Annotated in this window: 13 protein-coding genes; 2 read left to right on the top strand and 11 right to left on the bottom strand. The window is 55.4% G+C overall.

Annotated features, from left to right (window positions below):
- Nucleotides 1-36: 36 nt before the first annotated feature.
- The 6 genes from BM205_RS01195 to BM205_RS01215 all read right to left on the bottom strand — a co-directional run bounded on the left by BM205_RS01195 (nucleotide 37) and on the right by BM205_RS01215 (nucleotide 15,712).
- Nucleotides 37-1,161 (bottom strand): heavy metal-binding domain-containing protein, encoded by a 1,125-nt coding sequence (locus tag BM205_RS01195; RefSeq protein WP_092411851.1) that lies wholly within the window; start codon nucleotides 1,159-1,161, stop codon nucleotides 37-39.
- 312 nt (nucleotides 1,162-1,473) lie between these two features.
- Nucleotides 1,474-2,514, bottom strand: coding sequence for a hypothetical protein (locus BM205_RS01200; RefSeq protein WP_092411852.1), 1,041 nt, complete (start codon nucleotides 2,512-2,514; stop codon nucleotides 1,474-1,476).
- A gap of 524 nt (nucleotides 2,515-3,038) precedes the next feature.
- The gene (locus BM205_RS01205; RefSeq protein ID WP_139227194.1) at nucleotides 3,039-3,668 is read right to left on the bottom strand and encodes a hypothetical protein; all 630 of its coding nucleotides are present in this window, start codon (nucleotides 3,666-3,668) and stop codon (nucleotides 3,039-3,041) included.
- Between the two features lie 94 nt (nucleotides 3,669-3,762).
- Nucleotides 3,763-4,065: a hypothetical protein gene (locus tag BM205_RS23920; RefSeq protein ID WP_139227195.1), complete on the bottom strand. Its 303-nt coding sequence runs from the start codon at nucleotides 4,063-4,065 to the stop codon at nucleotides 3,763-3,765.
- A 43-nt stretch (nucleotides 4,066-4,108) separates the two neighbouring features.
- Nucleotides 4,109-13,900 carry a hemagglutinin repeat-containing protein gene (locus BM205_RS01210; protein WP_175511112.1) on the bottom strand — a complete coding sequence of 3,264 codons (9,792 nt, stop codon included), beginning with the start codon at nucleotides 13,898-13,900 and terminating at the stop codon, nucleotides 4,109-4,111.
- Between the two features lie 120 nt (nucleotides 13,901-14,020).
- The gene (locus BM205_RS01215) at nucleotides 14,021-15,712 is read right to left on the bottom strand and encodes a ShlB/FhaC/HecB family hemolysin secretion/activation protein (RefSeq protein ID WP_254783679.1); all 1,692 of its coding nucleotides are present in this window, start codon (nucleotides 15,710-15,712) and stop codon (nucleotides 14,021-14,023) included.
- A gap of 353 nt (nucleotides 15,713-16,065) precedes the next feature.
- Here BM205_RS01215 and BM205_RS01220 point away from each other — a divergent pair, with 353 nt between their 5' ends.
- The gene (locus tag BM205_RS01220; RefSeq protein ID WP_217646000.1) at nucleotides 16,066-17,355 is read left to right on the top strand and encodes a TCR/Tet family MFS transporter; all 1,290 of its coding nucleotides are present in this window, start codon (nucleotides 16,066-16,068) and stop codon (nucleotides 17,353-17,355) included.
- A gap of 1 nt (nucleotide 17,356) precedes the next feature.
- On the opposite strand, the gene BM205_RS01225 is transcribed toward BM205_RS01220, so the two are convergent.
- The 4 genes from BM205_RS01225 to BM205_RS01240 all read right to left on the bottom strand — a co-directional run bounded on the left by BM205_RS01225 (nucleotide 17,357) and on the right by BM205_RS01240 (nucleotide 23,188).
- Entirely contained in the window at nucleotides 17,357-18,499 is a 1,143-nt protein-coding gene (locus tag BM205_RS01225; protein WP_254783680.1) for an acyltransferase family protein, read from the bottom strand.
- 166 nt (nucleotides 18,500-18,665) lie between these two features.
- Complete coding sequence (locus tag BM205_RS01230; RefSeq protein ID WP_092411857.1) at nucleotides 18,666-20,018, bottom strand: sigma-54-dependent transcriptional regulator; 1,353 nt, start codon at nucleotides 20,016-20,018, stop codon at nucleotides 18,666-18,668.
- The gene (locus BM205_RS01235) at nucleotides 20,018-21,811 is read right to left on the bottom strand and encodes a sensor histidine kinase (protein WP_092411858.1); all 1,794 of its coding nucleotides are present in this window, start codon (nucleotides 21,809-21,811) and stop codon (nucleotides 20,018-20,020) included. The genes BM205_RS01230 and BM205_RS01235 overlap by 1 nt, the downstream gene beginning before the upstream one ends.
- A 15-nt stretch (nucleotides 21,812-21,826) precedes the next feature.
- Nucleotides 21,827-23,188 (bottom strand): MFS family transporter, encoded by a 1,362-nt coding sequence (locus tag BM205_RS01240; protein WP_092411859.1) that lies wholly within the window; start codon nucleotides 23,186-23,188, stop codon nucleotides 21,827-21,829.
- 476 nt (nucleotides 23,189-23,664) lie between these two features.
- Between BM205_RS01240 and BM205_RS01245 the strand changes: the two genes are divergently transcribed.
- A complete protein-coding gene (locus BM205_RS01245) occupies nucleotides 23,665-23,874 on the top strand; it encodes a SlyX family protein (RefSeq protein WP_092411860.1) in 210 nt (69 codons plus the stop codon).
- Nucleotides 23,875-23,897: 23 nt separating this feature from the next.
- Here the strand turns inward: BM205_RS01245 and BM205_RS01250 are convergent, their stop codons facing one another.
- Nucleotides 23,898-25,709, bottom strand: coding sequence for an aminopeptidase P family protein (locus tag BM205_RS01250; RefSeq protein ID WP_092411861.1), 1,812 nt, complete (start codon nucleotides 25,707-25,709; stop codon nucleotides 23,898-23,900).
- Nucleotides 25,710-25,818: the final 109 nt, after the last annotated feature.

Genomic DNA, 25,818 nt, shown 5'->3' on the forward strand with positions numbered 1-25,818 from the left:
AAAATATATTGTCATCACTCTCCGGATTTGGGCAACTCAAGGATTTCCATTGCGGTCCAGCGAAAAACCGAAATCGCCGTCAATCCAGGTGTCCTTGTCGCGAATAATTGCCTGCGCCGGAAGCGCAGCGGTCTTGACCGAAAAACCCTGCATTTTTTTGACGGCTGTACCGATCGCCATGAACTCGACCAGTCCGCTGCCAATTTCAGCGATATAGGTTTTTACACCGACAACTTCCTCGGCGCCGAGCGCATCGGCTTCGCTTTTCAAGCGCTCGATCGCAATCTCACGCGCATCATGAATCAATGTAGTCAGATCGCTGATCTCGCCTTTGGTGAACGATTTGAACGCAGCCATGAAGCCCCCCACCATCCCCAGCGAGTAGATCGAAGTCGACATCAACAGCTTTACCGGCGCGTAGCCGAGGCTGGTCATTGCCCACAACTCCTCGCCAGTCAGATCGCTGGTGACGGGATTGCCGTCCGCGCTGGCCGGGAGCGCGCCATGCCGCGATGCCGTGCCGCTCATCAGCATTTCATGTGTCCCCATCCACGGCAGGATGGTGGTGCGGATGCCGACTACAGCGTTGGCGCCATCGGCCTTGGCCTGGCTGACCAGCCGCTCCAGCGCTTTGTGGCGCGTGGCATTGAAGATATTGCTGTACTCCGCGATTTCGCCGCGCACCAAAGTCTTCAGCGATCCCATGATGCCGCCGCCGACTCCCATCGAATAGGCGATGTTGCCGAATGCATGCTGGATCGGTTCATAACCGGCATCCATATGGCAATACAACTCCTGTGCATCGCCGGCTGTGGTGAAGAAGCGGCCTGACGGGCCGCGCGCGTGGACGCATGAACCCACAAACAAAAACTCGGTGCTGCCGCTGAACGATCTCAATTCACTGGAAACCCCTGCTACGCCCGAGGCTCCTGCTTGCATTGCTTCCTTGGTCATGCGTTCGAATGCATTGGCGCGGCCTTCGTGAATCGCCGCAGTCACTTGCGAGATCTCGCCGCCAAGCATGTTTTTCAAACCGGCGCCGATCCCGCCAAGAAAGCCCATCGAATTGACGCTGTTGCCTACTACGATTTCACCTGCCGAATAATTCTTTAACGCCAGGCAGAAAATCTCATTTCCGGATAAACCAGTTACTTTAGCCATACGCCATCCTTTTTATCGACAATAAATATCCAACAGTTCATCGCTAATGCTAGCGGGAATGAACTGAAGACGAATTGATTCTGAACCTTAAATTGCAAGGCAGCTACTGATTTCGGACAATTACGATTCGAGTATTTCTTCAGCCATGGCGGCATGAATCACTGATATTCAGGCGCGATATTTCTGGCATTTTTTTTGGGAAAAGCGAGAGTATCGAAAGTAGCGATACGAGCAAATAAATCTGATCCGACACCATCTCGGCACCACAAATGACGCCTCTTGGGCGTCATTCGCAGTACCGTTAAAGCATTTTTAGAAATTCACTGCTGACTTGACCGACTGCAGCGCGGCATTGTTCAGGAAAATGTAGAAATTCTGAGCAGCGGCGCTGCCGAGCGCGGGTATTTGAAGCGGCGTTCCATTTTTTATCAGTGTTCCGCTATAGACCGCGCCGTTGCTCTGATAGAAAACGCGGTATTGCGGTATAGCTGTGTTCTGAACAGGTGCCGTGGCAACCCAGGCACGGACACCCGCCAGTGTCACGATCTGGCCGTCGCCGATCTGGTAAGTTACGCCATCGGCAGTACTCACGCGCGGGAACAATCCTTCGACAGTCGCAACCGTAGTGGAACAAGGACTGACGTTCGGTCCGGTAGTCGCCGTTCCGCCGCAATCGCCGACAAACAACGTATCGCCGACATACTGCCTGACCACCTTCAGATATGCCGCACCGGATTGCCAGCTGGCCTGTTGGTTGTATAGCGAATTACCGTTGATGGTGTTGGTGATGAGCCCGAGCATACTGCCGGTGAAGAGTTCTGCAGGTGAGCTGCTGATCAGTCCTGACAGTGCCGTCGTGCTATAGCTAGTGCCAAGAAACGTGCGTACAACGGTCTTGCCGTCCGTTGCCAGATAAACTTCCTGGACGTTAGCCCCCGAATAAGTGACCTGGGGCTGATTGGGGAACGCCTGAACATAGACCGTTCCATTGACCACAATTCTGGTGTTTCCGCTCAACGCCGGCAGTGCCAGCGTCTTGGCCGCAGTACTGAAAGCGACGGAAACCGTCTGTGCGCCATTGGCCGCGCTCTGCGGGATGCTCGAATCATCCGTATAGAAGTAACTGCCGGAACTGATTGAGAGCGCGCCTGAAGATGACGTTGTAAATCCCAGTCTTCCAGTCAAATAATGCAAGCCGCCATTTGAGGAAAGCGCTACGCTTTCATAGTTCTTTTGGGCGTCGCTCACTGCTGGCGTACCTGGTGCAGGCGTGCTGGAAGAACTGCCGCCACCACCACCGCAACCTGCCAGCGCGAGAGTTAACAGGGTAACGGTACAGGGGTATATCTTCATGAATAACCTTTGCAATTTAAATTTCGATAAATTGAACTACATGGGGGGCATCAAAAAGATCGATACGGACAGCTCGGTAACAAGTTGCTTTTTTCTATTGGCGCCAGCCGGTAGCGTGATCCGGTGTCTCCATAGCACTCCCCCCCGCTTAAGCATTCGTATTGTTTTCTTGATACAGCTGGGGGTGAATACTACACAGCAACATGTCAGCCTGATAATGCAAAAGTGTTACAAAATGTACGTATGGCAATAATTGGACATTGCGTTGCCAAGCCGCAACAAGCGATAATCAGTGTTGGATTTTTGGCACGAAGTGGCGTAGGAATACCCTGCCGGATGCGGATAAGCTAACCGTACTTATCATTCCGGTACTGTCACGGCGCAGTGGATGCTAAATTTGTTTCGCCTGATCGGCGGTATTATCGTGTTAAAACATGAAGTGTGTCGTTGCAAAACCTGCGCCTTCGCTTCCCGGCAATCGGATCCGCGCGCAGTGCAGGTTTACCCAACTCGCCTGATCTGGTCTATAAATTGTCGGATGGATTGCAAAATCCCGCGTCGCGCCCTTGTACAGCCGTCCACTCTATCGGCGAGGAGCTGGCCTCACTTACCTGCAGCAGACAATCGCGGCCATATTCCATGGAAATGGCTTCATAGTTCTTGCCGGCTTCTGGAACAAATGAGATCGTTTTCTGGCAAGAGTATTTGGTCGTGCCGGAAAAATAACCAGTACTCAAAAAACTCAAGGTAAACGGCTTGCTGGCTGGAATATATAGCTCGGACAGAGCAATATTCTGACCCTGAATCAGGGTATAACCCGCCTTGTTTGGCGGCATGGACAGATTCTGGTTGTTCTGGTTTGCAAAACCTTTTTGCGAAACCACCATGACTCCGGCCCCGGCTTTCCGCCAGTCGACACAACTTGAATCCGGCACACCGCGCACCATTCCATTGGAAACAATGCGAATTTTTGCCCGCTCACCATCGGCAGGAGCCTGATACGCAGTGGAAAATGAACGGACGGCGGCGATGTTTCCGCATCCGGCCAAGGCCGCGCAAAACATGAATGGCAACGCTGCCTTGAGTTTTATGAAACGCGATTTTTTTTGAATAGTCATCTTATTTGAATTCAAAGCGTACATTGTCGATAGCATATAGTTGTCCCCAACAGCAATTACAAAGCCATAACAGAAGGAAAGGGCCTGCGGTAACAAAAACTTTATTAGTTTAGTTTGCGCGACTCATTTTTTATTTTGAAATTCGCACATCCGATTGACAAGCTGGGGTATTTTGCGCACTTTGTAATGAACAAATGCCCTTATATCCATCTCGGTATTTAAAGCCATTTTCAAACATGCAGTTTTCTCTTTTCGCCACAACCTCACTAGAGTTTCCCCGACTGCCACCTGCAATACTCGGATAACCACACTTAAGCATTGCTGCCTTTACGTCGCTCTCTGTCGCATTGTCTTTCACGTATAACTCATACATCGGGGGATTTGGCTGAAATGGTCTATAAGCGCAGGCATTTAAAGAAAGCGCCAGCAACATTACACACATAGATTTCCGCACCATAGTGTTTCCTTTTGCCTTATCAATACTTCTTAACTGGTTTCAAAACGGGGATTTGATATGGCATGTCTCCCCACATCTTTCTACATTCATCACTTGAATCGGAACCATAGCAATTGTGAGTAGTAATCGGCTGCCCGGTTGCTGCCCTTGCCTCTTCCTTGAGAGTGTTACTACCGTCAGGAAGCGTTCCACCAGTGGCTGGATTGTTACCAATCAGAGTTCCAACTGGATCAGCTTTGTGATTTTGGAATTGCAATACCATGTCATTTTTCTGATTGATATCGATCACCGAATCACGATTCTGCAAATTGCCAAGAATGTTGTCCGCTTGCAAAGCATTGTAGGCCGGGCCATAAAAATTGATGGTGGTCCTATCTAGTGAGCCTCGTGCATCGGGCAAATTCTGCATCGATTCCAAGGCATTTCCCGTGGTCATAGCGCCCCGGCTGTGGCCATCAATATGCAGGCCGGTTTCCCCATACAACTGCATTGCATTTTTTGTTTCCTGCGTTGCATTAGTCAAGCCTGCGAGATCACCTTCCAGGTATTTCTGATAGCCAGCGATCAGCAATTCCGAAATCGTATTATTCGCCTCAGGGAAAAGAATCATATATTGAGGCCCTTCTTTTGCAGAGCTGTGCTGCACCGCATATTTTGCGGCGCCATCTTCGGTGTTGAAAATGCCGTTATTAGCGATATGCACTTTGCCATCGGCACCAGCCACCAGATGGTTTTTTTCATCGTCGGTCAATGCCCGCGTCATTACGTTTCCCTTGGCATCACGCATCACATTGCCATCCTTATCCCTAAGCACCTCATACATCTGAGCTTTATCGACAAACATCTTACGATAGGACTCGTCGGTAAACTTGACGGCTTGCTGATAGACAGCCTGTTTGATGGCTTGCTCGGCCTGTGCGGTCTGCTCCATTGCTTGTACGTCCTGCTTTTGCGCCGCAGTTTGTGAGTTGGCAGTATCACGATTCAAGCTGGCGACGGTGTCTTGAGCATCCTTTCCGGTAAGCGCTTTCTGTTTATCGCTATCCCCAATAACAACTGTTCCAACACCAACCGCGCTGCGGGTCACTCCGGACGACGAACCGGAATCGCCGCCGCTATTCATTGCATTACCCACTATACCTTTGGCAACGCCGTACTTCCCTTGCGTCGCCATATCGCTGGAGAGAGAGATACCGCTGCTGCTGGCGCTTGCATCTGCTCTGTTCTGGATATCGCTTTGCGTCAAAGTATTGGTGACTAGTTTATTCAGATTGTCTGCAATCGCCTTGTCCGAACTGGCAATCACGCCACCTTTAAGATCGGTATTGCCATTGACCTTCAGGTTGAATCCGCCGTCGCCGGCTTGAATGCCAGATTGCTCAGTAACGCTGGCGTAGTTACTGTTGGTCTTGCTTTGATTGGCGCTGACGCTGCCGCTAGACGCGCCATAACAGAAAGGTGGTATGCACAGACTGACGCCCGCTCCCATGCTTTGCTGCTTCGACGTGTAGGTACTTGTGTCCTGCAAGCTTTCGATATTCAGATCGCCACCAACATTGGCATCTACCTGCCTACCACTGACCACTCCGCCCTTGATATTGGTGTCCGCGCCGGATACCAGGTTGAGCTTGTTACCTGCATCGACATGAGTATTGGTATAACCGACGTCGTGACCATCAGCGTTGCCCCGCCCACCGGCCACTCCTGCATTCAGAGTAAAGCCATTTTGAGTACCACCAATGGCAAAACCGATTCCTACGCTGGCGCTCGATGAACTATTGGTGCTGTGCTGTTCTGCGGTATTTTTTCCAGCAATCAGATTGATATCGTGATCGGCCTGGAGCGTAACGTTGCCTCCGCCTTTGATATCACTACCTTGGATCGTCAGATCGCTGTCTTTGCCCGCTCCGATAGCCGCAATATTGACGTTACCGCCCGCAGTAACAGCCGAGCCTTTGACATTGCTTGCATTTTGCTCGACATGACTTTGATTCTTGCTGGCGCCGATACTAATACTGACATTGATGCCACCGGCTTGGGCAGGATTATCTGAAACGGCATTTGCTGCGTCAACCGCTGACAACGCGGCGGCGGCAGCCGCTAGGCCTTGCATGCGCTTATCTTTTGTCTTTTCAGAAGCTTGTTTCATCTGCTGCGCCGTCTGAATCGCGGAAATCACTGGATTAGTGACTTGCAGGGTTACACCGCTTTGTTTGAATTTACTATCTTGCGTGCCGCTGCTGGTATCGACAGCCGTTCCGATATTTACTTTTTGCGCAGTAATATCGATATCGCCTTTTGGCGCAATCACATTGCTGCCAATCTGGTTGTAGGTATCGCCGGCGCCGATGCTGACGTTGCCGCCAATGCTGCCAACGGTGCTGCCGGTATGGGGCAGCTCGGTGCCAGTCTGTGCATTTTGCTGTTCACGGCTACCAATAGTTACACCTACGCCGCCACCGCTAAACATGCCTGAAGTCTTTTGTTCGGAAAATGAACTTTGACTGGATGTATTCTGAGCCGCTTCGATATTGACATTGTGTTTAGCGTTTAGCACTACATCGTTGCTGCCGACGATATCGCTGCCGCTGACATTGATGTCATGTCCAGCTACGGTCAGCACGCTGTTGCCGGAAATGGTGCTTCCTTCAGATTGTTGTGAGCTGCTGCGATTTGCCAGGGTGGTCGCCGTAGTCGAGAAAATGCCGCTGCTCTTGACGTAGCTTTCCTGCACCGCGCTGTGTGCTGTGGTCGCGCTGTGGACCGTTACATCGTTGTTCGCAACCAGCGCGACTTGCCCTGTCTGAGCTGACAGATATGCTCCAGTCAAGTTGATGTTGCCGCTGCCAGCCTGAGCTACCGTATTGCCGTTGGCATCGGTGCTTCCGCTTGGCGTGCCGGTGGCTTTAACGGTCAAGTTGTTGCCGGCATTGACGTTACCGCCAGCCAGTGTTTCATCTGCGCTGCCGACGCGGTGATATTCCTTCTTGCCAACCGTCTGGATATCATTGGCGACACTGTTCTTGACAGCTTCAATGCTGACATTGCTGCCGGATAACAGCACATTGTTGGCGGCATTGATGCTAGCACCTTTCAGCGCCAGGTCACCGCTCCCGCCCTGGCCTGCCGCCACGCCCAGGTTATTGCTAGCGTTGAGGCTGGCGAGCTGATTGCTGACCGTGCTTTCTTTGATAAATCCGGTGCGCCCTTCGACACTGTGTCCGGCCGGATTTTCAACATTGATCTGATACTGGCCTGTGACGGCGCTGACTTTCACGTCGCGGCCGGCAGTGGCGACCAGGTTGCCGCCATTCGGATTCGCCGTGCTGGCAGTGCCGACCGCATTAACGTTGGCACCCTTGTCGATCAGGTCACGTGAGGCGCTCAGCGTTACCGTGCCGCCTTGTACCGTAGCGATACGATCGATATTGGTACGGGTACTGGTTGCTTCCGGATTGACGGTGCCCATGGTACGTGTTTGCAGCACGATATCGCGCCCTGCCAGCAAGGTGACGTTAGAGTCGTTGCCACTGCCCTGGATCACGCCGGACAGATTGACCAGATCGTTGCGGGCGCGGGCTACGATGTCTTGCCCGCTGATGCGGCCGCCTTGATTCAACAGATCGTTACCGGCAATCAGCGTGGTGCTGTTGTTAGCGGCAATGCCGCCACTGTTGACCAGGTCCGAGTCTGTTTTGATCATCACGTCGCTGCCGGCGATCAATGCACCGCTTTGCTGCAGATCGCCGTTTTGCGGACGTCGCAGGTAGACCTGTGGCACCAGCACCTGCTGCGTGCTGCCGTCGGCCAAGGTCACGCTGCGGCTAACCAGCCAGACGATGTCGGTGCTGAGATTCGCCATCTGCTCTGCCGACAACGCTACCCCGGGACTCAACTGATACTGGTTGACATAGGCGACGCCGGCATTCATCAGCGCCTTGTATTCATCTTCGGTACTTGCATAACCGGTAAGGTAGCGACGTCCCGTCAGCGCCAGGATCTGGTCGTTGATCAGTTGTTGTTCGTAAAATCCGTCACCGTAGCGTTTCAGGTTGCGCTCTGGATTGCGATTCAGCGCTTGCAGAAAGTAATCGCTGGAGAGGAACGTATGCTGGTTGGTAAACCGAGGGTCGGTCTCCACCAGGTAGTTGGAGCCTGGTTCCGGATGAATCGTGAACAGGCTGTTGTTCGGCAAGCTCAGACGCGGTGGGTTTGTCACCACGACATCGTGCGCGCGCAAACCTGTGCCGTTTGCAGCCACGCTTTGTACTACCGGCAAGGCGCGGCCGATACTGCCCGCGCCCGCACCTGTCGCCAACACTGCATTGACTGCCTGTGCACTGATGACGCGCGCATTGCCAGTTGCAGTGCTGATGGCGCCTGCGATGCTGCCGTCCGGATTGGCGGTGGTGACGGCAAGATTGCGGTTGTCGGTCTGGTTGCCGGCATTTTGCTGGTACACCACGGTCGGCAGGTCAACGCTGATGACTTGTGGGGCTGCGTTATATGGCTGGGCGCCATCCCAGCGGCGGCAATGGCTGCCGCCAAACGTGCCGCAGCTATCCACATGGGTGAACTCGGCGGTGCCGTTATAGGTAGTGCGGTTTTCACCCTGCGTGGCAAGATTGCGAACCGTAGGTCCAAAGATACCAAGCGTGCCGCCGGCGACGATCTGACTATCTTGATTAGTTACCGAACCATTCAGCGCCATGTTGCCGCCCGATAGTATTTGTGCCGGCGCGCTGCTAACCACTTCTGTATGGCTTGACGTCGCCGCCACCTTGTACCAGGTGTAATCCTCGAACTGATCCAACCGGTTGTCTTCTCTGACGCTGGCATTGTAGCTATCGATTTGACTGGCCAGCGCATCCAGCGTCGCTTCGTAAGCCGTACTCCAGGTTGCATAATCCTTGCGCCACTGCACGCACTGCGGGGTGGTCACATCAATCGGCCCGCTATCGCCGTTACTGAAGCTGCACCCCCCCTTGCCATTGGGCTCGAGCGGTGCTGCCGATGCCACTGGCGTAACGCCGAACTGTGCAAATACCGGCGAATTCCAGGGATAGTTATCCACTGTATAACCAGGGATGCAGGTCTGGCTGTCGCCGCCGCCGCTGCAGGAATCGGGCACCACAGTGCGCGCTGTTGTCATAGTGCTGCGTTGACCGTACTTGTCGGGATGGACAATACAATTGACCTTATCGCCACCACCTCCCACGCCGAAGCATTCAGATGCCTTGTACTTGGTCGCCGAGCCCGAAGGCTGCACTTGATCCTGGTTAATCGACGGATCGACCACTACTCTGGTCAGCAGATGATTGTCGCGATTCACCAAGTTGGCCGCAGTAATCGTCAAATTACCTTGTGCTTCAATCTTGGCGGAGGCATTGAGCAAGTTCTGTACCGACCCTTGCAAATTGCCGTTTCCGTCAATCGTGCCCGCAATGCCCAGATCGCCCACGCTGTAGATCAGTCCGCCTTCGGTATTACTAAGGTTCTGAACCCCAATCAACAGCGTTTGACGGGCCGCAATGGTACCGCTGCCGCTATTGTTGATGGCGCCGCCGCTGATCCTCAGCAGATCGCCGTAGATGCGGCCGCTGTTGTTCGTGGTGCCGGCGTTGATATTAGTGGTGACGCCGTCAATCAGGCCGCTGCTGGCATTGGTTAACGTACCGCTGACATTAAGATTGGTAGTCTGCGCGCTGATCTCGCCGGAATTGGTCAGGTTGCCGGTAGTGACGTTGAGCGTATCACCCGAGGTCATGGTGCCGCTGTTGCTGATGTTATTGGCGTTCAAAGTCAGGTTTTTCTGGGCCGACAACAAACCGGTGTTGCTGTAATCGCCATTTACGTTCAAGGTGACGGCGTTGCTGGAAGCGATCGTGCCGCCCAGGCTGTTGCTGCTAGTAGTGATAGTGGCGCTATTGTCACCTACGATCTTGCCGCTGGCGTTATACAAGCCGATGGCGTTGATCGTGACGTCGTGCCTGGCGCTCACCAGGCCGCCGGTATTGTCCAGGCTGGCCGCGCCAAGTGTGGCGGTGATGACGGCATCCCTGCCGGCTTTGATACTGCCGCCAGCATTGCTGATCGTATTGGCGATAGCATGAATATTGTTGGCGCTGATATTGCCTGCGGCGCCATTGTCGATACTTGCTGCGCTTAACGCGATATCGCCGTTAGCCGCTATCTGACCGCCATTATTGGCAATGCTGTTGCCCGCAGTGACGTTCAGGTCGCTCAAGGTCTGGATCAGGCCACCGCTGTTGAGGACATTGGCGGCAGAAATCGTATTGCTGCCGTTCGAGATAACCTGGCCGCTGCTGCGGTTATCCAGGGCGCCGGCGACGGTCACTGTCTGCTTGTCGTTGCTGGCTAGATAACCTGCCTGATTGTTGAGACTGCCGCCCTTCACATCCAGCGTGCCGCCGGCAATAATGCCGCCGCTGTTGCCGCTATTTATATTGGTGATAGCCTGGCCATTGCTGTCGATACTGGCGTTGCCAACCGATTGCAGCAAGCCCTGCGTATTGTTGAGCGTCCCGGTATTGGCGGTGATATTGCCCGCTGCGACAATCTGCGCCGACGCGTTATCTAGCGCGCCGGTCGTGATGTTGATGTCTTGACCACTGATCAGGCCTTTCACGTTGCTGGTATTGCCTGCGATTACCGTGGTATTACCTACCGCCTGGATTTTTCCGCTGTCATTGTTCAGTGCCCGGCCGCTAGTGTTGATAGCGGCCGTTCCTTTGAGCGATGCGATGGTGCCGCCGCTGTTGGTGAGTTGCGCACTGGCGATGTCAAGATTACCGCTGGCGACGATTTGTCCGGCGCTGCTGTTGTCCAACGCCTGCCCCTGGGTGTTCAGGACCAGGTCGGAACCGCTGGCGATAATGCCGGCGGCATTGCGGATCTCGCCGGACTGCAGGTTTAACGCATGGGTACCAACGATTTGGCCGCCAGCATTATTGAGCAAGCCGTTGCCCAGTTTCAGATCAATCTGTTGCTTGGCGCTGACCACACCTTGCGTGTTATCCAGCATGCTAGCACTCAGGCCAAGGTTGCCGTTGGTGGCGATCTGGCCCCGACTATTCTGGATTGCAGCAGCACTATTGACAGCCAGTTTATTCACCGCCGACACCAGGCCGGCGGTATTGTTAACGCTGGCGGCTGTCAGGTTAAGCGTGTTGTTGGCCGTGATCTGGCCGCTCTGATTGATGATGGCGCCAGCATTGACCGTGATTGCATTGGTAGACTGAATGGCGCCGCCATTATTGGACAATGTGCCGCCGTTCAGCTCCAGATCGACCTTGCCCGCGCTGGCATCCGAAGTATTGCCGGCGACGATGACTGAACCGTCGTTGTTCAGAGCGGTGCCATGAATGTTCAAATTGCTGCCACTGGAAATCAACGCTGCTTGCGCGCCGCTTACATTGCTGATGATCGTGCCAGCCCGAATTTCTACGCCGCCATTAGCCAGAATCCGGCCACCGGTATTGGTCAGACTTTGTCCGGCGGTGTTGATTGCCAATGCCGCGCCGGATGAAATTTCACCACCGCTGCTGCTCAATGCTTGTGTGCTGAGCGTAGTACCGGTGGCGCTGGTAACAAGTCCACCGACGTTGCTGGCAGCACCTGCGCTGACCGTCACCGTACCTTTGTTCGACGCCAGAATGCCTTTGGCCGATCCTGTCGCGTCGTTGCTTAAGGCTCCGGTATTGATTGCCAGTGCATCACGGGCAATGATCTGGCCACCGTTGTTAGTCACGCTGGCCGACTGGATCGACGTTGCGCCCGCAGCAGCATTTGCCGTCGTTCCCGAAGCGATGCTGCCCAGTGTATTGTCGATCGTTCCTGAAGTTGTCAATGCCAGGCCACCGGCAGCGTCGACGAAGCCCTGGCGATTGCTCATGCTGGCAAGATTGAGCGTCGCCGCGCCGCTGTCTTGGGCGCGTGCAATCAACTGACCCCGAGTATTGTCGAGCGCTCCGGCACTGACATGCAAGGCTGCATCGGATACCAGTGTGCCTGCCGTATTATTGATCGCTGCGCCATTGGCGTTGACGGTCAAATCAGTCTTGCCTGACAACACTCCACCCTGGTTGCTGATGCCTTGTGTAGTTGCAATGCGTGTGCCCTGGTCACTCGCAACCAAGCCGTTGCCGTCGTTGATCAGCTGCTGCGCACTCAAGGTGGCGGCCTGCCCCCCCATCAATTTTCCACCGGTATTATCAAGCTTGCCCGCAGTAGTGACCGCAAGCTGCCCGCTTGCCAGCACAGTACCACCGAGGTTGCCGATCGATGCCGCCTGTAATCCTGCATTCTGGGTTGCTTGCCACACACCGCCGGCGTTAATCAACTGGCCGCTTGCACTGGCATTCAGATTGTTACCAGCAATGACATTGCTTGCATCTGCCAATAAATTTCCGGAACCAGCGCTCACATTAACGTTTTTGTCCGCATTCAGCTGGCTACCGGAAAAGCTGAGGCTCTGCGCCTGCAGATTGAGATCGCCTGCGGCCAGCAATTTGCCGCCGATATCTGTGATGCTTACCGCACTCAGATTCGCTGTTCCGCCGCTGACAATTGAACCGCTATTGTTGGCAGAGCCACTGATTGCCAGTGTCAGATTATCCGCGCTACGCTGGATGATTGAGCCGCTATTGCTCAAAGCACCAGCGCTAATATTCAATTGTCCTTGCGAATCCACAATACCCTGTTGCGTCAGATTGCCGCTGCTAATAATGCTCGCGCTGCCGTCGCTTTGGGTCTGTCCAGTCAATGTCGTGTTGCCGTTGGCTGTCAGTTGGATATTCTGTTTCGCATAACTGTCTTTCAAGCTCAGGTCACCGTTGCTCGACAACACCAGGTTGCCCTGCAAGGCCGCAACCCGGCCGCTGCTGTTGACCCCCAGGCCCTGCTCGGTCGAGACCATGTATACCTGGTTGGCATACATACCGCCCAGATCCTTGATGTCAATGGCAAAGCGCGGTGCAGCACCATTGCCAGCTTGCGCTGTAGCTTGCAAAGTGCCATACAGCACCTGGTTCGCGCCAGCCAGGGTATTTAGATTTTTGGCCCAGACCTCGCCTTCGATGACCAGCCCGCGCGCGATCAGGTCAAGTTGCTCGATGTTGCTGGCATTCAGGCCGCCGCTACCAATCGTTAACTGCCCTTGGCCGACATTAAAACCATTGATCGCGCCGTTGGCGCCAAACTGAGTCTGCCCGGTGGTCAAGGTGCTGCGATTGGTATTCAGGAAGCCGCAACCATCGCAACTGATGCCGTTCGGATTGGCGATGACTATGTCAGCGCGCTGGCCGGCTACTTCTATGGTGCCGCGCAATTGGCTAGGATTGCTCGACACCACTTCATTCAAAATAATGCGCGCTGGCCGCGTCCCCAGCTGCGGATTGCCCGCAATCCAACCACCCAGCTGGGTTTGCGTGTTACCGCTACTATTGTTAAGAATCAGGCCATTGGGGTTGACGTTGAGTTGGTCGTATTGATTTCGCGAGACGCCGCTGGCGCTGGGTGGAGCAATCAGTACGATCGGCACACCATTCTGGGCACCGTCGATTAACGGACGCTGGCCCGCAGGGGCACTAGGCGATGGTGTAACAGGCAGGTTGAACGCCTGTGCCGGCAACACGGCCAATATGGTTTGGCAAAGATACAGGGCGAGCGTGGTTTGCGCCGCCCGCCGTATCCAGGAGCGGGGAGCATGGCGTTCCGACAATGTCGGCGCAAGGTGGCGCCGCACATCAGATACGGTTTGCTGCTGCGTTTGTCGTTGATGCGAATTCATGACTTCCCCGATTCCATAACTCATTAAATTGCGCAAACGCCGCCGCTTCGGCTGCGTCCGCGCGACATGCGCTTGCCCCCGTTATACGGGTGCGATGCTTTTCTATTTACCAATCACTGATCAGAATGCATAAGTCAGCGACACATAAGGGTTCCAGCGTTGCGTTTTGAACCCTTCCGGCTTGTACAACGGGGTGCCGATCGCGGCATCCATCTGCAACGTTTTCCATCTGCCGCGCATGCCGATTGCCGTGCCCGCCAGCTTGCCGCCGATCAGTTGCGCCGCGCTGATTCCCCAGACGCGACCGAAATCAACACCCAGATAGGCTTGCGTATCGATGCCGGCAATCAGGTTGAGCGGCATACTGAGATCGTTGCGAACATAGAAGCCGCTTTCTGCCAGCAATACGCTGTCGCCGTCGAAGCCGCGCACGCTATAGCGATTACCGATGGATATCTGATCGACCGACAGCAACGCGTCGTTAGTCGCCTGCACATGGACCGATCCGGTGTATTGGAAAGATTGTTTTCCCAGCGCAAATGGCTGGTTGTAACTGGCGTTCAAGGTCCAGATCTGTGGTCGATTGGTCAGGTTATCGACACCGTCTTCCTGTGGAAAATCGTCCTGCGCGCTGAACCACGGCATGCCGCGTTGATAACCCAGGTCGACATCCAGATCGGCCTGCCCTATCAATTTCTTATAGGTGACTCCGGCTTCCAGACGAGTAGTACGCCGCCGTTGCACGATCAACTCGACATCATTCAGAAAACTATCGGCGCGGCGCGTTGCGACACCTGCATAGAGTCCGAATTTCGACGATGCGGTACGAATGAAGGTGCGATGCCATTTGAATTCGGCAGTATCGCTGGTGCCGCTGGAGAGGAAGTTGACGGTAGTACCCTGCACTACCTGGGCAAAGCGGTTGTGGCTATCGGAAATGGTAAAGGTGTTGTAACCCCAGGGAATGCTGTAGTTAAAAGACGCACTCTGGCTGCGATGGTCGCTGTCGGGTTGATCGAGATTACTATTACCGCTGAGGTTGAGAATGTCGTTCAGACCGAGCGGATTGTCGAGCGCAAGATAAGCCGATAACTGGGAACGTCCCAACGTGCTGCTACCCGAATTGTCGAGCGTGATGCCGCCACGGACCCGATCTCCGAAACTGCCGCTTTGCCTCTCTATATAGACCACGCTGGTATCCGCTTCCTCGCCCGGTTCGATCCGCGTAGCGACTGCCTGGCTCGGCAGGCGTTTCATTTGCTCGACGCCCTGTTCCAGATCGCGAATGTTCAGGATGTCACCCGATCCCAATGACGGAATGCCCGGGAACGCATTGCGCCAGGTTCCCCAGCTATCGTCCGCCGTCTGCTTGGGATCGCCAGCCTTGACCATGCGTACTTCGCTAATGCGACCGACATGCAAGACCAGTTCCAAAGTGCCGTTGTGCAGATTTTGTTGTGGCAGGCTGACGCGCGTGGTGGCGTATCCAAGTTCGATCAGTTTGACATCCAGCGTCGAGGCAATCCGACGCAGTCCCTCGACACCAACGCACCGATTCATGAACGGCAAAGCGGAATCCTGCAGCCAGCTAAAACGCCCAATATTCTTGCCGCTCAGGATTACTTCACGAATCACGAAACATGGCGATTCAACCGGCAGATCGGTAGAAATTTTGTTGGATGTTGACGGACTCAGGACGTCGGCTTTGGGCTGTAGCTGCAATTGCTGCTCGCGCGTGCGTTCTTCTTGTCGGCGCAGTCCCTCCGAGGCATCTCGCTCGGTTACGGCTGTTTGCGCTATCCCAACCTGCATGGTCGCGGCTAACAAGATAGTTAAACCGATCCCCTTTGTAAAACACAATAAAAGACCATCACCTTTATCCGCGAAGGTGTTTTTCCACATTTGTTGCTTTCTATATATATTCCCTTGTGGAAATTATAGTGAGAAAGCCAATCTTTATGATTAAAAATGTGTCTGAAATGTAATTTTTTACAATAATTAACATGCATATTTGCAATTGGTTGCAAATCAACAACACATCCCCCAGGCATAGGCAGCGGCCGCAAACGCAAACATCCGGACCACCTTTTGGATATCATCACAGAAGCAATCAGGTCACTCAGACCTGCCGCATGACACCGAACCACCAACCGGAATAGCAACGCGTGACAAATTACAAACCTCCTGCGCAGAACCAGGCCCGCACCGCCGCCATGCCGTTCATCATGCTGACGGTATTAATCGACATGATTTCAATCGGCCTGATCATTCCAGTGCTGCCAGTGCTGGTCGGGAAATTCACGGGCTCGCAAGCCGACCAGGCATTCTGGTATGGCGCCGTGGCCTTTGCTTTCGGCATCGCCAATTTTTTCGGCTCGCCGATTCTTGGTGCGTTGTCTGACCAGTACGGCCGGCGGCCGGTGCTGTTGCTCGGGTTCTGCGGCCTGGCGTTGAATTTTTTTGCGACCGCTTTCTCTACCGCGCTGTGGATGCTGATTGTGGTGCGCCTGGTCGGTGGTGCGATGCAGTCCAACGCTGCTGTTTGCAATGCTTATGTGGCCGACATCACCGAACCGGAGCAGCGCGCCAAACGTTTCGGCATGATCGGCGCGATGTTCGGCGTCGGCTTTATCGTCGGGCCGGTGATGGGAGGTTTGCTGGGTGCGATCAATTTGCGATTGCCCTTTATTGTTGCCGGCAGCCTGGCGTTGCTTAATCTGATGTACGGCTATTTCGTGCTGCCGGAGTCGCTGCCGCTTGACCGCCGCCGCGCGTTTGGCTGGAAGGCGGCCAATCCACTGACTTCGCTGCGCGCACTATCGCGTCTGAAAGCAGTCGGTCCGCTGGTGGCTGTAATTGCCTGTAACGGCCTGGCGCAATTCGTGTTGTATACCACCTGGGTGCTGTACACCACGTTCAAGTTTGGCTGGGGGCCGCAGGAAAACGGCCAGTCCCTGGCGGCGGTGGGCATCATGTCGGTGATTGTGCAAGGCGTGTTGCTGGGGCCGTTGTTGAAGCGCTTTAGTCCGCAACGGCTAGCGGTTATCGGACTGCTTTCCTCTACCGCGGCCTACCTCTTGTGGGGGGCTGCCAGTCAGTCGTGGATGATGTATGCGGTCATTTTCGCGAATGTGTTCGGCGCCACCGTAAATGCGTCGATTCAGAGCATTATGTCGGGCGCCGTGGATTCGCACAGCCAGGGCCAGACGCTGGGCGCCGTCAGCTCGCTGAACAGCCTGATGGCGGTGGTCGCGCCGGTCATTGGCGCGCCACTGCTGGGAATGGTGTCGCATTTGCCCAAGGGGGACTGGCGGATCGGTGCGCCGTTTTATTTTTGCGCTGTGCTGCAATTGGCGGCGCTGGTACTGGCGTTCCTGCATTTCCGGCGCCAGCGTCGCCAACGTGCAGAGCTTGTCCCTTCCAGCGCAAGGCAAGAGATGGAAGATATGCTGTAAGTTAAGCCGCCACAGGAACCTGCAACGCCAATCTTTGACCCGACAACCGCGCTGAAAGACGGCTCAGCGGAATTTCAACCCAACGATAGAAAATCGCACCTGCGGCCAGGCTGGCAGCCCACGCCAGCACCATGCCGCCGGCCTGCAGCAGCGGCCGTGCCGGTACGAATTTGACGAACGCGGCGTTGACGATCAAGCAGACCGGGAAATGCACCAGGAAGATCGAGTAAGAGATCCGTCCGAAAGCGCGGACCCAGGCAAAACGCTGGCGCGACAGCATTATGCCGCGGCGGCTTACCAGCACCAATGCGCAAGCTACCAGCAATGCAACCGCGATGCGGCTGCGGAAATCGATGGCTAACGCGTACAAGGTCGGCAACAGTATTGCCGCCATCAGTAGCGCTACCACTGCCGGCCGACGGCCCAGGTCGCGCGCCCACCAGGCAATCGCCCCTAAGCCATAACTGCCAAAGAAATATGGCGCCCAGGCGTCCCAGGCGGCATCGCGATTGAAGTACAGCAGCGATGCGCTGACCCCCATCACCACCAGCACTGGCGCCAGCCACGGCATGGCGCGACGCTTGGCCAGACTTCCGGTCAGCCACAGCAGCATGGTCAGCAAAGCGTATAGCTGGAAATCGATGGCGACATACCAGGCGCCGGCCGAGATCGATTCATAACCTAGTATTGAATGCAGCAACAGCGCGTGGGCGGCCAGTTGCATTGCGGTCGGCATCGCCGAGATGGAGTAATGCGTCATCCACAATCCGGCCCAGGCTGAAGCGCCGACCGCCAGCACGGTCGCCGCCAGGAAAGGCGGCACCAGCTTCATGTAACGGCGCCACATGACGCGCAGAGGATCGGAAACGGTTGAAGTGCCTTGCGGCGAGAGTGACTTGGCCGCCAGGAAACCGCCGACCACCAGGAACACCTGGACCGCGATGCGGGCGTAATCGTCGAGCCAGCCGATCAGTGTCGGTGCGATCGGACGGACGTGATCAGACATCGGGCCGTAGAACGCCAAATGATGCAAGACAATCAATTGCGCAGCGACGACCTTTAACAGGTCGATAAACCCGAATTGAAAATTGGAACTGCGGTCTGGTGCTTTGAATGAGCCTGAAGGCAGCGGTGAAGCGCTCATTGTGACATCCATCTTGAAAAAGATGCCAATGATAGAGATTCAAGCGCAGTTGTCCAGTGGAATAATGTTTTGTAACATTTCCCATTTTCAACAACTTATTATCGGAATAGTACGATTTTATTGGGATAGCCTTGCGCGGCCTTGCCCCGCTCGAGCCGCCCCGGCTTTATGCTTTGCCTACAGCTAGCTGATATTTCTTGATTTTGTCGTACAGGGTTTTCTTGGGCAGGCCCAACCGATCCGCAGCGATGGCGACATTGCCGTTACTCGAATTCAACATTTCTGCGATCAACATGCGCTCGTAGCTATCCATTTGCTGCGGCAGCGGCACGGCGGCAGTGACATCGCTATCGCCCTGGCTGGCAAGATCAGCTACGCCCTCCGCCACTCCCAACACCAGCCGGTCGGCGAAATTGCGCAACTCGCGCACGTTGCCGGGCCAGTCGCGGGTTTGCCATTGCGCCATTTGCGCCAGCGTCCATTGCGGCAACTGCCGCTGATAACGAATCGCCGCGCCCTGGATAAAATGCGCCAGCAACAACGGAATATCTTCGCGCCGTTCATTCAGGCGCGGCAGGTCTATGCTGACCACGCCGATGCGGTAATACAAATCCTCGCGAAAACTACCTTGCGCACTCATCTGCAATAGATTGGCCTTGCTGGCGGCGATAATGCGGCAATCGATAGCGATCGCTTCATTACCGCCGAGGCGCTCCAGTTTTCGTTCTTGCAACACGCGCAGCAATTTGACCTGCAGCGCCAAAGGCATGCTTTCAATTTCATCGAGAAATACCGTGCCGCCTTTGGCATATTCCAGTTTGCCGATGCGTCTTTTCTGGGCGCTGGTGAAAGCTCCGGCTTCATGGCCGAAAATTTCACTTTCGAATATTGTTTCCGGTAATGCGCCGCAATTGATAGCGACAAACGGGCCTGTGCGGCCGCTGGCGACATGCAGCTGACGCGCCACCACTTCCTTGCCGCTTCCGGTCTGGCCATTGATCAGGATATCGACCATGCTCGGCCCGACGCTGCGGATCATGGTCCTGACGCGCTCGATTGCGCTCGATTGACCGATCAGGCTTGGCATGTCCGGGTGCGCCACCCAGGCTGCTTTCAAGCGCCGGTTCTCAATAATCAAGCTGCGTTTTTCCTGCGCCCGATGCGCAGTTTCCATCAGGCGTTCAGCGGCAAACGGCTTTTCGATGAAGTCGTAGGCGCCGGCGCGCATCGCATCCACCGCCATGCTGACGTCGCCATGGCCGGTGACTACAATCACCGGCAAGTCTGGATCCAGCGTTGCCACCTGTGTCAACAGCTCCAGGCCCGAGCGGCCGGGCAAGCGCACGTCGGTGACAATCACACCGGCAAATCCAGCAGTCAGCCACGGTTGTGCCTGCTCTACGCTATCGCATGGGTGAACGATGAAACCACCCAGCTCCAGCGTCTGGGCGATCGCCTCTCGCACTGCTTGTTCGTCCTCGATCAATATTGCTTCCAGTGTCGCCACCCTTACCTCCATCAAGACTCTACAGTTTCCAGCAAAGGGATACGCAACACGAATTCGGCGCCGCCATCGTTGTGATTATTCGCCGTCAGACGGCCGTTCATCGCCTGCACGATAGAAGATGAAATGGCCAGACCGAGACCCAGGCCTTTGCCAGACGGCTTGGTCGTAAAAAACGGCTCGAACAGATGCAAAGCGACCTGCGCCGGAATGCCGGACCCGGAGTCGCGGATCCGGATCAGTGCTTCGCCCGCCTCGCACTCCAGCAACAGGGAGACGGTTTTTTGATCGGCATTATCCACCGCGTCCAGCGCGTTGCGCAACAGGTTGATCAGCACCTGCTCGGTCCGCACCGAATCGCCGACCACCTGGGCCGGGTGGCGGATATCGATCTGCAACGTGGCGCCATGGGTCTGAAATTCGTTGTTCAACAACAATGCCGCCGCCTCTATCGATTTCGATAAATCTATGATGGACACCGCTTCATGGCTCTTCCTGGAAAAACCATTGAGTTGCCCGACTATCTTGCCCATCCGTGCGCTGGCGTTGCTGATGTGGCTCAGATTTTCTGTCGCTTTATCAGCTTGCCCGCGCGTCAGGAAGGTCATGGCGTTATCGGCAAAGGCACGGATCGCTGCCAGCGGCTGGTTCAACTCGTGGGCAATGCCAGCCGCCATTTGTCCCAGCATGGCCAGCTTGCCGGCCTGGATCAGCGTGTTCTGGGTTGAACGCAGCAAGTGTTCGGTTTCTTTCAATTTAGCGTACTTGGCTTCCAGCGTTTGATTCGCCACCATCAGTTCCTGGGTCCGTTGGGCGATGGTTCGATCCAGGTATTCGGCCGATACCAGCCGCTCCTCCAGCCGCCGCCGGCGCTGGTACAACGCCCACAGGGAAATTCCCGCAATCGCCAGCAACAGCACCGCTGCCAGCGTCCACAGCATGGCGATGCGGGCAATCCGCGCTTGCGAAGGAAATAGCATGAGCTGCCACCCCAGGCGACCGATGCCACGCGTAACGTGCTGGCCAAACTCAGCCCTTTGCAGCTTCGGCAGCGACGCCACCGGCGTAATTGCCTGATCGGCGTATTGATGGGTGCCGGTCAGGTCTTGCTGTATCGCGCCATTCAATGGATACAGGCTGTGATATTTCCAGGCCGGGCGATTACTCAAGAACACCACCCCGCTGCTGTCGACCAGCGTAATCGGCTCTTCGCTGCTGCTCCAGGTATGTTCGAACTCGGTCAGGTCTATCTTGACGACCATCACGCCCAGCGCACCATTAGCCCCCGTTGAGCTCTTTGCTGCAGCACTGGCATAGACCGGCTGGGCGATGAAGTAACCAGGCACATTGGTAGCATTGCCGATGCCGTAAAAACGCCCGGCATTGCCTTTGATAGCTTCGCGGAAATAAGGACGGAAACCGAAATCCCGGCCGACAAAACTGGTCGGCGTATCCCAGTTGCTGGAAGCCAGCGTCAGGCCTTTACGATCCAGCACGTAAATCGCCACCACCTTCGATTGCCGCTGAATCAATTGCAGCGTCTGGTTCAAACGTTGGATGTTGCGCTGGTCGTCCGGCTGCGCCAGCGCCTGCAACACATCCGTTTGGAAACCAAGGGCAAACGGCAGCGTCTCGAATTTCTGCAGTATGGATTCGAGGTCGAGTGCAATGATTTGCAACTGCCGTTCGCTGGCTTCACCGATATCGCCGGTGGCCTTTCTGCTGGCCATGACGTAGGTACTCAACACCACTGCAATGACGCAGGCGGTAGCCAGCACAGTCCATAGCAGCGGTTTTCTTCCGGTCATAACATCAACCAGCCTCTAACGCGCAGCGGCAACCTGGCCATCCGAGGTGTATTTCGACGTTTCAAGCGGAACATCTTTGAGAAGACCTTCCTTCTCCGGGTCGCGCATCTTGTAGGCCACGACGAATGCCAATGCGCACATCGCCGACACGTACCAGTAGAAAGTGGATTCCGTACCCGCCTTCTTCAGTTCGAGCGCGACATACTCTGCTGTCCCGCCAAACAAAGCATTCCCCACTGCGTATGACAGACCGACGCCCAATGCGCGCACTTCCGTCGGGAACATTTCTGCCTTGATCAAACCGCTGATGGACGTATAAAAACTCACGATCGCCAATGCCACGATGATCAAACCGAACGCGGCGTAAGGATTCGTCACATCTTTGAGAGCATGCAAGATCGGTACAGTCGCCACAGCTGCCAGCGCACCGAACCAGAGCATTGATGTACGACGGCCGATCTTGTCGGAGAGTGCGCCGAACAACGGTTGCATCAACATGTAGACCAGGAGTGCCACAGTCATCACGGTGCTGGCGGTTTTCGCGCTCATGCCGGCGGTGTTCACCAGGTATTTTTGCATGTAGGTGGTGAAGGTATAGAAAATCAATGAACCGCCGGCAGTGAACCCGACCACCGTCAGAAATGCCCTTTTATGTTTCATCAAGCCGGCCAAGGTGCCCGCATCCTTGTTCTTGCGCGTCTCCGCAGTCGAGGTTTCACTCAGCGATTTACGTAGATAAAGTGCAACCAAGGCGGCCATTGCGCCTAAAACGAAAGGAATACGCCAGCCCCAGGCATGCAATTGCTCGGAAGTCAGGAGTTGTTGCAAGATCACCAGCGCCAGCACTGCCAGCAATTGGCCGCCAATCAGGGTCACGTACTGGAACGAAGCAAAAAACCCGCGCCGTCCTTCTAGCGCGACTTCACTCATGTAGGTAGCGCTGGTACCGTATTCGCCGCCCACCGACAGCCCCTGGAACAGGCGCGCCAGCAGTAACAGCGCCGGCGCTGCGTAGCCGATGCTGGCGAAGGTCGGCAAGCAGGCGATCATCAACGAGCCGCCGCACATCATCAGCACCGAGATCATCATTGCAGTACGCCGGCCGCGTTTATCTGCGATCCGTCCAAATAACCAGCCGCCGACCGGCCGCATGAAAAAGCCGACGGCAAATATGGCTGCGGTATTGGCGAGTTGCGTGGTTGGACTGCCGCTAGGGAAAAACATCGGGGCAAAATAAATCGAACAAAACGAATAAATGTAGAAATCGAACCACTCGACCAGATTGCCGGACGAGGCGCCGACGATGGCAAAGATGCGTTTTCGGGTGTCAGCGGCGGCGGCATGAGCAGCCTGGTCGGACGGATGAAGAGCGGACATGGATATCTCCTGGTTTTAGTGTTTTTTATACAATCCCGGCAATCACCGTGCATCTGTAGCTTGCATGCAAGTTACATCATGCCATTCAGATGGCATAAGTGGCAAAGGGGATTAGCTGACGATGGTTATAGCCGGACGGAATGCAAGGCGACCGGTTTGAAGCGGGAAAGCACGGCTGTTTTGCGGGGCATTTTTGTCTCCGGTTGGTTATATTTTTATGGGAGACATTGCAGACTTCGTGCCAGCACAGGAAAGAAATCTAAGTGCTTGATTTATTGAGGATAATCATAGGACAAAGATGATACCTCGGCGATTTTTGCGCGGAAATCCGGAATACCGCCCCGAGATATTGCGGATTTCCGCTCAGCGACTTCGCCATGAGATGGCATATACCGCGGCCCCGCCGGCGCTATTGCGCTACCATCTGCCCTGCAATAAATATGGCAACAGCAAGGCAACACCAAGGAAACAGGAAAATGAATCAAGAAGAACGCATGGTCGATATTGAGATCAAGCTTACCCAGCAAGACGACATGCTGGACGAGTTGAACAAGCTGGTATATCGGCAACAGTTAAAGATAGAGCAACTCGAAACCTTGTGCGCGGCTTTGGCGCGGCGTATCAAAGATACTGCCGATAACAATAATGCGGGCCAGCCCGTCAATGACCGGCCGCCGCATTACTGATTACGGAGTAGTGACGATTGCTGTCAGAGCGCCTCGGTCCGGCTCTCGAGCCATTGTTTGGCGTCGCCTCTCACATGCGGCGACAAACGTTTCCTGACCTCGGCATGATAAGCATTTAGCCAGTCGATCTCGTCGCTGCGCAGTAAGCCGAGATCCAGGCAACGGCTATCGATCGGGCATAAGGTCAGCGTCTCGAACCGCAGATACTCGCCGAATTCGCTAATTTCCGCCGGCTGGTTCAACACCAGGTTTTCAATCCGCACGCCCCAGTTGCCGGGACGATAGATGCCTGGCTCTATCGAGGTAATCATGCCCGGTTCCATCGCTGTATGCGGATCTGGCGCGGCGCTGCCGGAAATGACTTGCGGACCTTCATGCACATTCAGGAAGTAACCGACGCCATGACCGGTGCCGTGGCCGTAGTCGATGCCCGCAGCCCAGATCGGCGCCCGCGCAATGGCATCCAGCAAAGGTGACTTGATCGCACGCGGGAACTGCGCCGAAGAGAGTGCAATCACACCTTTCAACACCAGCGTGCAATCGCGTTTTTGCGCTGCCGATGGCTGGCCGATCGCCACCATACGCGTAATGTCGGTGGTGCCGCCCACGTATTGGCCGCCGGAGTCGATCAGCAGCAAACCGTCGCCGCTGATGGTGGCGTGGGATTCGGCGCTAGCCTTGTAATGCGGCATGGCGCCGTTGGCATTGAAGCCGGCAATAGTGGCAAAACTCGGGCTGACAAAACCCGGACGGCGCGCCCGCGCCGCCGTGATATGCGTATCGACCATCACTTCGGTAACGGTTTCCCGATCCACAGCCTGCTCCAGCCAGGCAAAGAATTCGCAAAGCGCGGCGCCGTCCTGCTCCATCGCAGCCCGCACATGCGTTATCTCGTCGGCGCTTTTACGCGACTTGGCAAACGTGGTGGGATTGATTGCTTCGGCCACTTTGACAGTGCCGGGCACGGCTTGCCGCAAGCCCAGCGTGACACGGCGCGGATCGAGCAGCAAGGTGGCGCCGGCAGACAATGCAGCCAGTGCTCCGGTTGCCTGCTCATAGGGCGCCAGCATGACGTCGTCCTGGCTGAGAAGATCGCGCAAGGCCGGCGGCACTTTACCCTCGGCAACGAACAGCGTGCTTTGTTTCGGCCCGATCAGTGCGTGGGCAACGAACACCGGATTGTAATTGACGTCGGCGCCACGCAAATTGAACAGATAGGCAATATCGTCCAGCGTGGAAATGAAGTGCCATTGTGCACCGTGCTGCTGCATCGCCTGGCGTAACTGTTCCAGCTTGGCGGCACGCGACAGCGGCGCATGCGATCCTTCGTGTTGATATACCTCAGCCATCGGCAAGCCCGGCCGTTCGCTCCAGATTTCACCCAGCACGTCGAGATCGGTGCGCAATTTACTGCCGCCTTTGGCCAGCGCCAGTTCCAGTGCACGGGCCGTGGCCAGTCCCAACACGGCGCCGTCGACAGCCAGTGTCTGGCCGGCGGACAGATTGGCGCCCAGCCAGTCCAGATGCAGCAAACTGCTGCCAGTCGGTGTTTTCATCAGCACGATTTCAGTGCCTGCAAGTTCCGCCTCCGCCTGCGACCAGTAACGGCTGTCGGCCCACAGGCCGGCAAAGTCGGCGGTAATGATCAGATTGGCGACGGAACCGGTGAATCCCGACATCCACTCACGGCCCTTCCAGCGTCCCGGCAAATATTCGGATAAATGCGGATCGGCCGAAGGAATCAGGCAGGCGTCAACGTTGTGGTTTTGCATTGCGGTGCGCAATTGCTGAATGCGCTGAGCGGCGGTATTCTGGGAAAAAGTTCTGGCGTTCATAGAGGTCGGGGTAGGATAAACAATACGAGACGATTTGAATGGACTGATTCGGGTAGATTCAGTCACTTACGGTTAAGTCGACAAGCATACCACCGAGAGGCAAAAAACG

Origin of the sequence: Collimonas sp. OK307, from assembly GCF_900113705.1 — a bacterium.
GTDB lineage: Bacteria > Pseudomonadota > Gammaproteobacteria > Burkholderiales > Burkholderiaceae_D > Collimonas.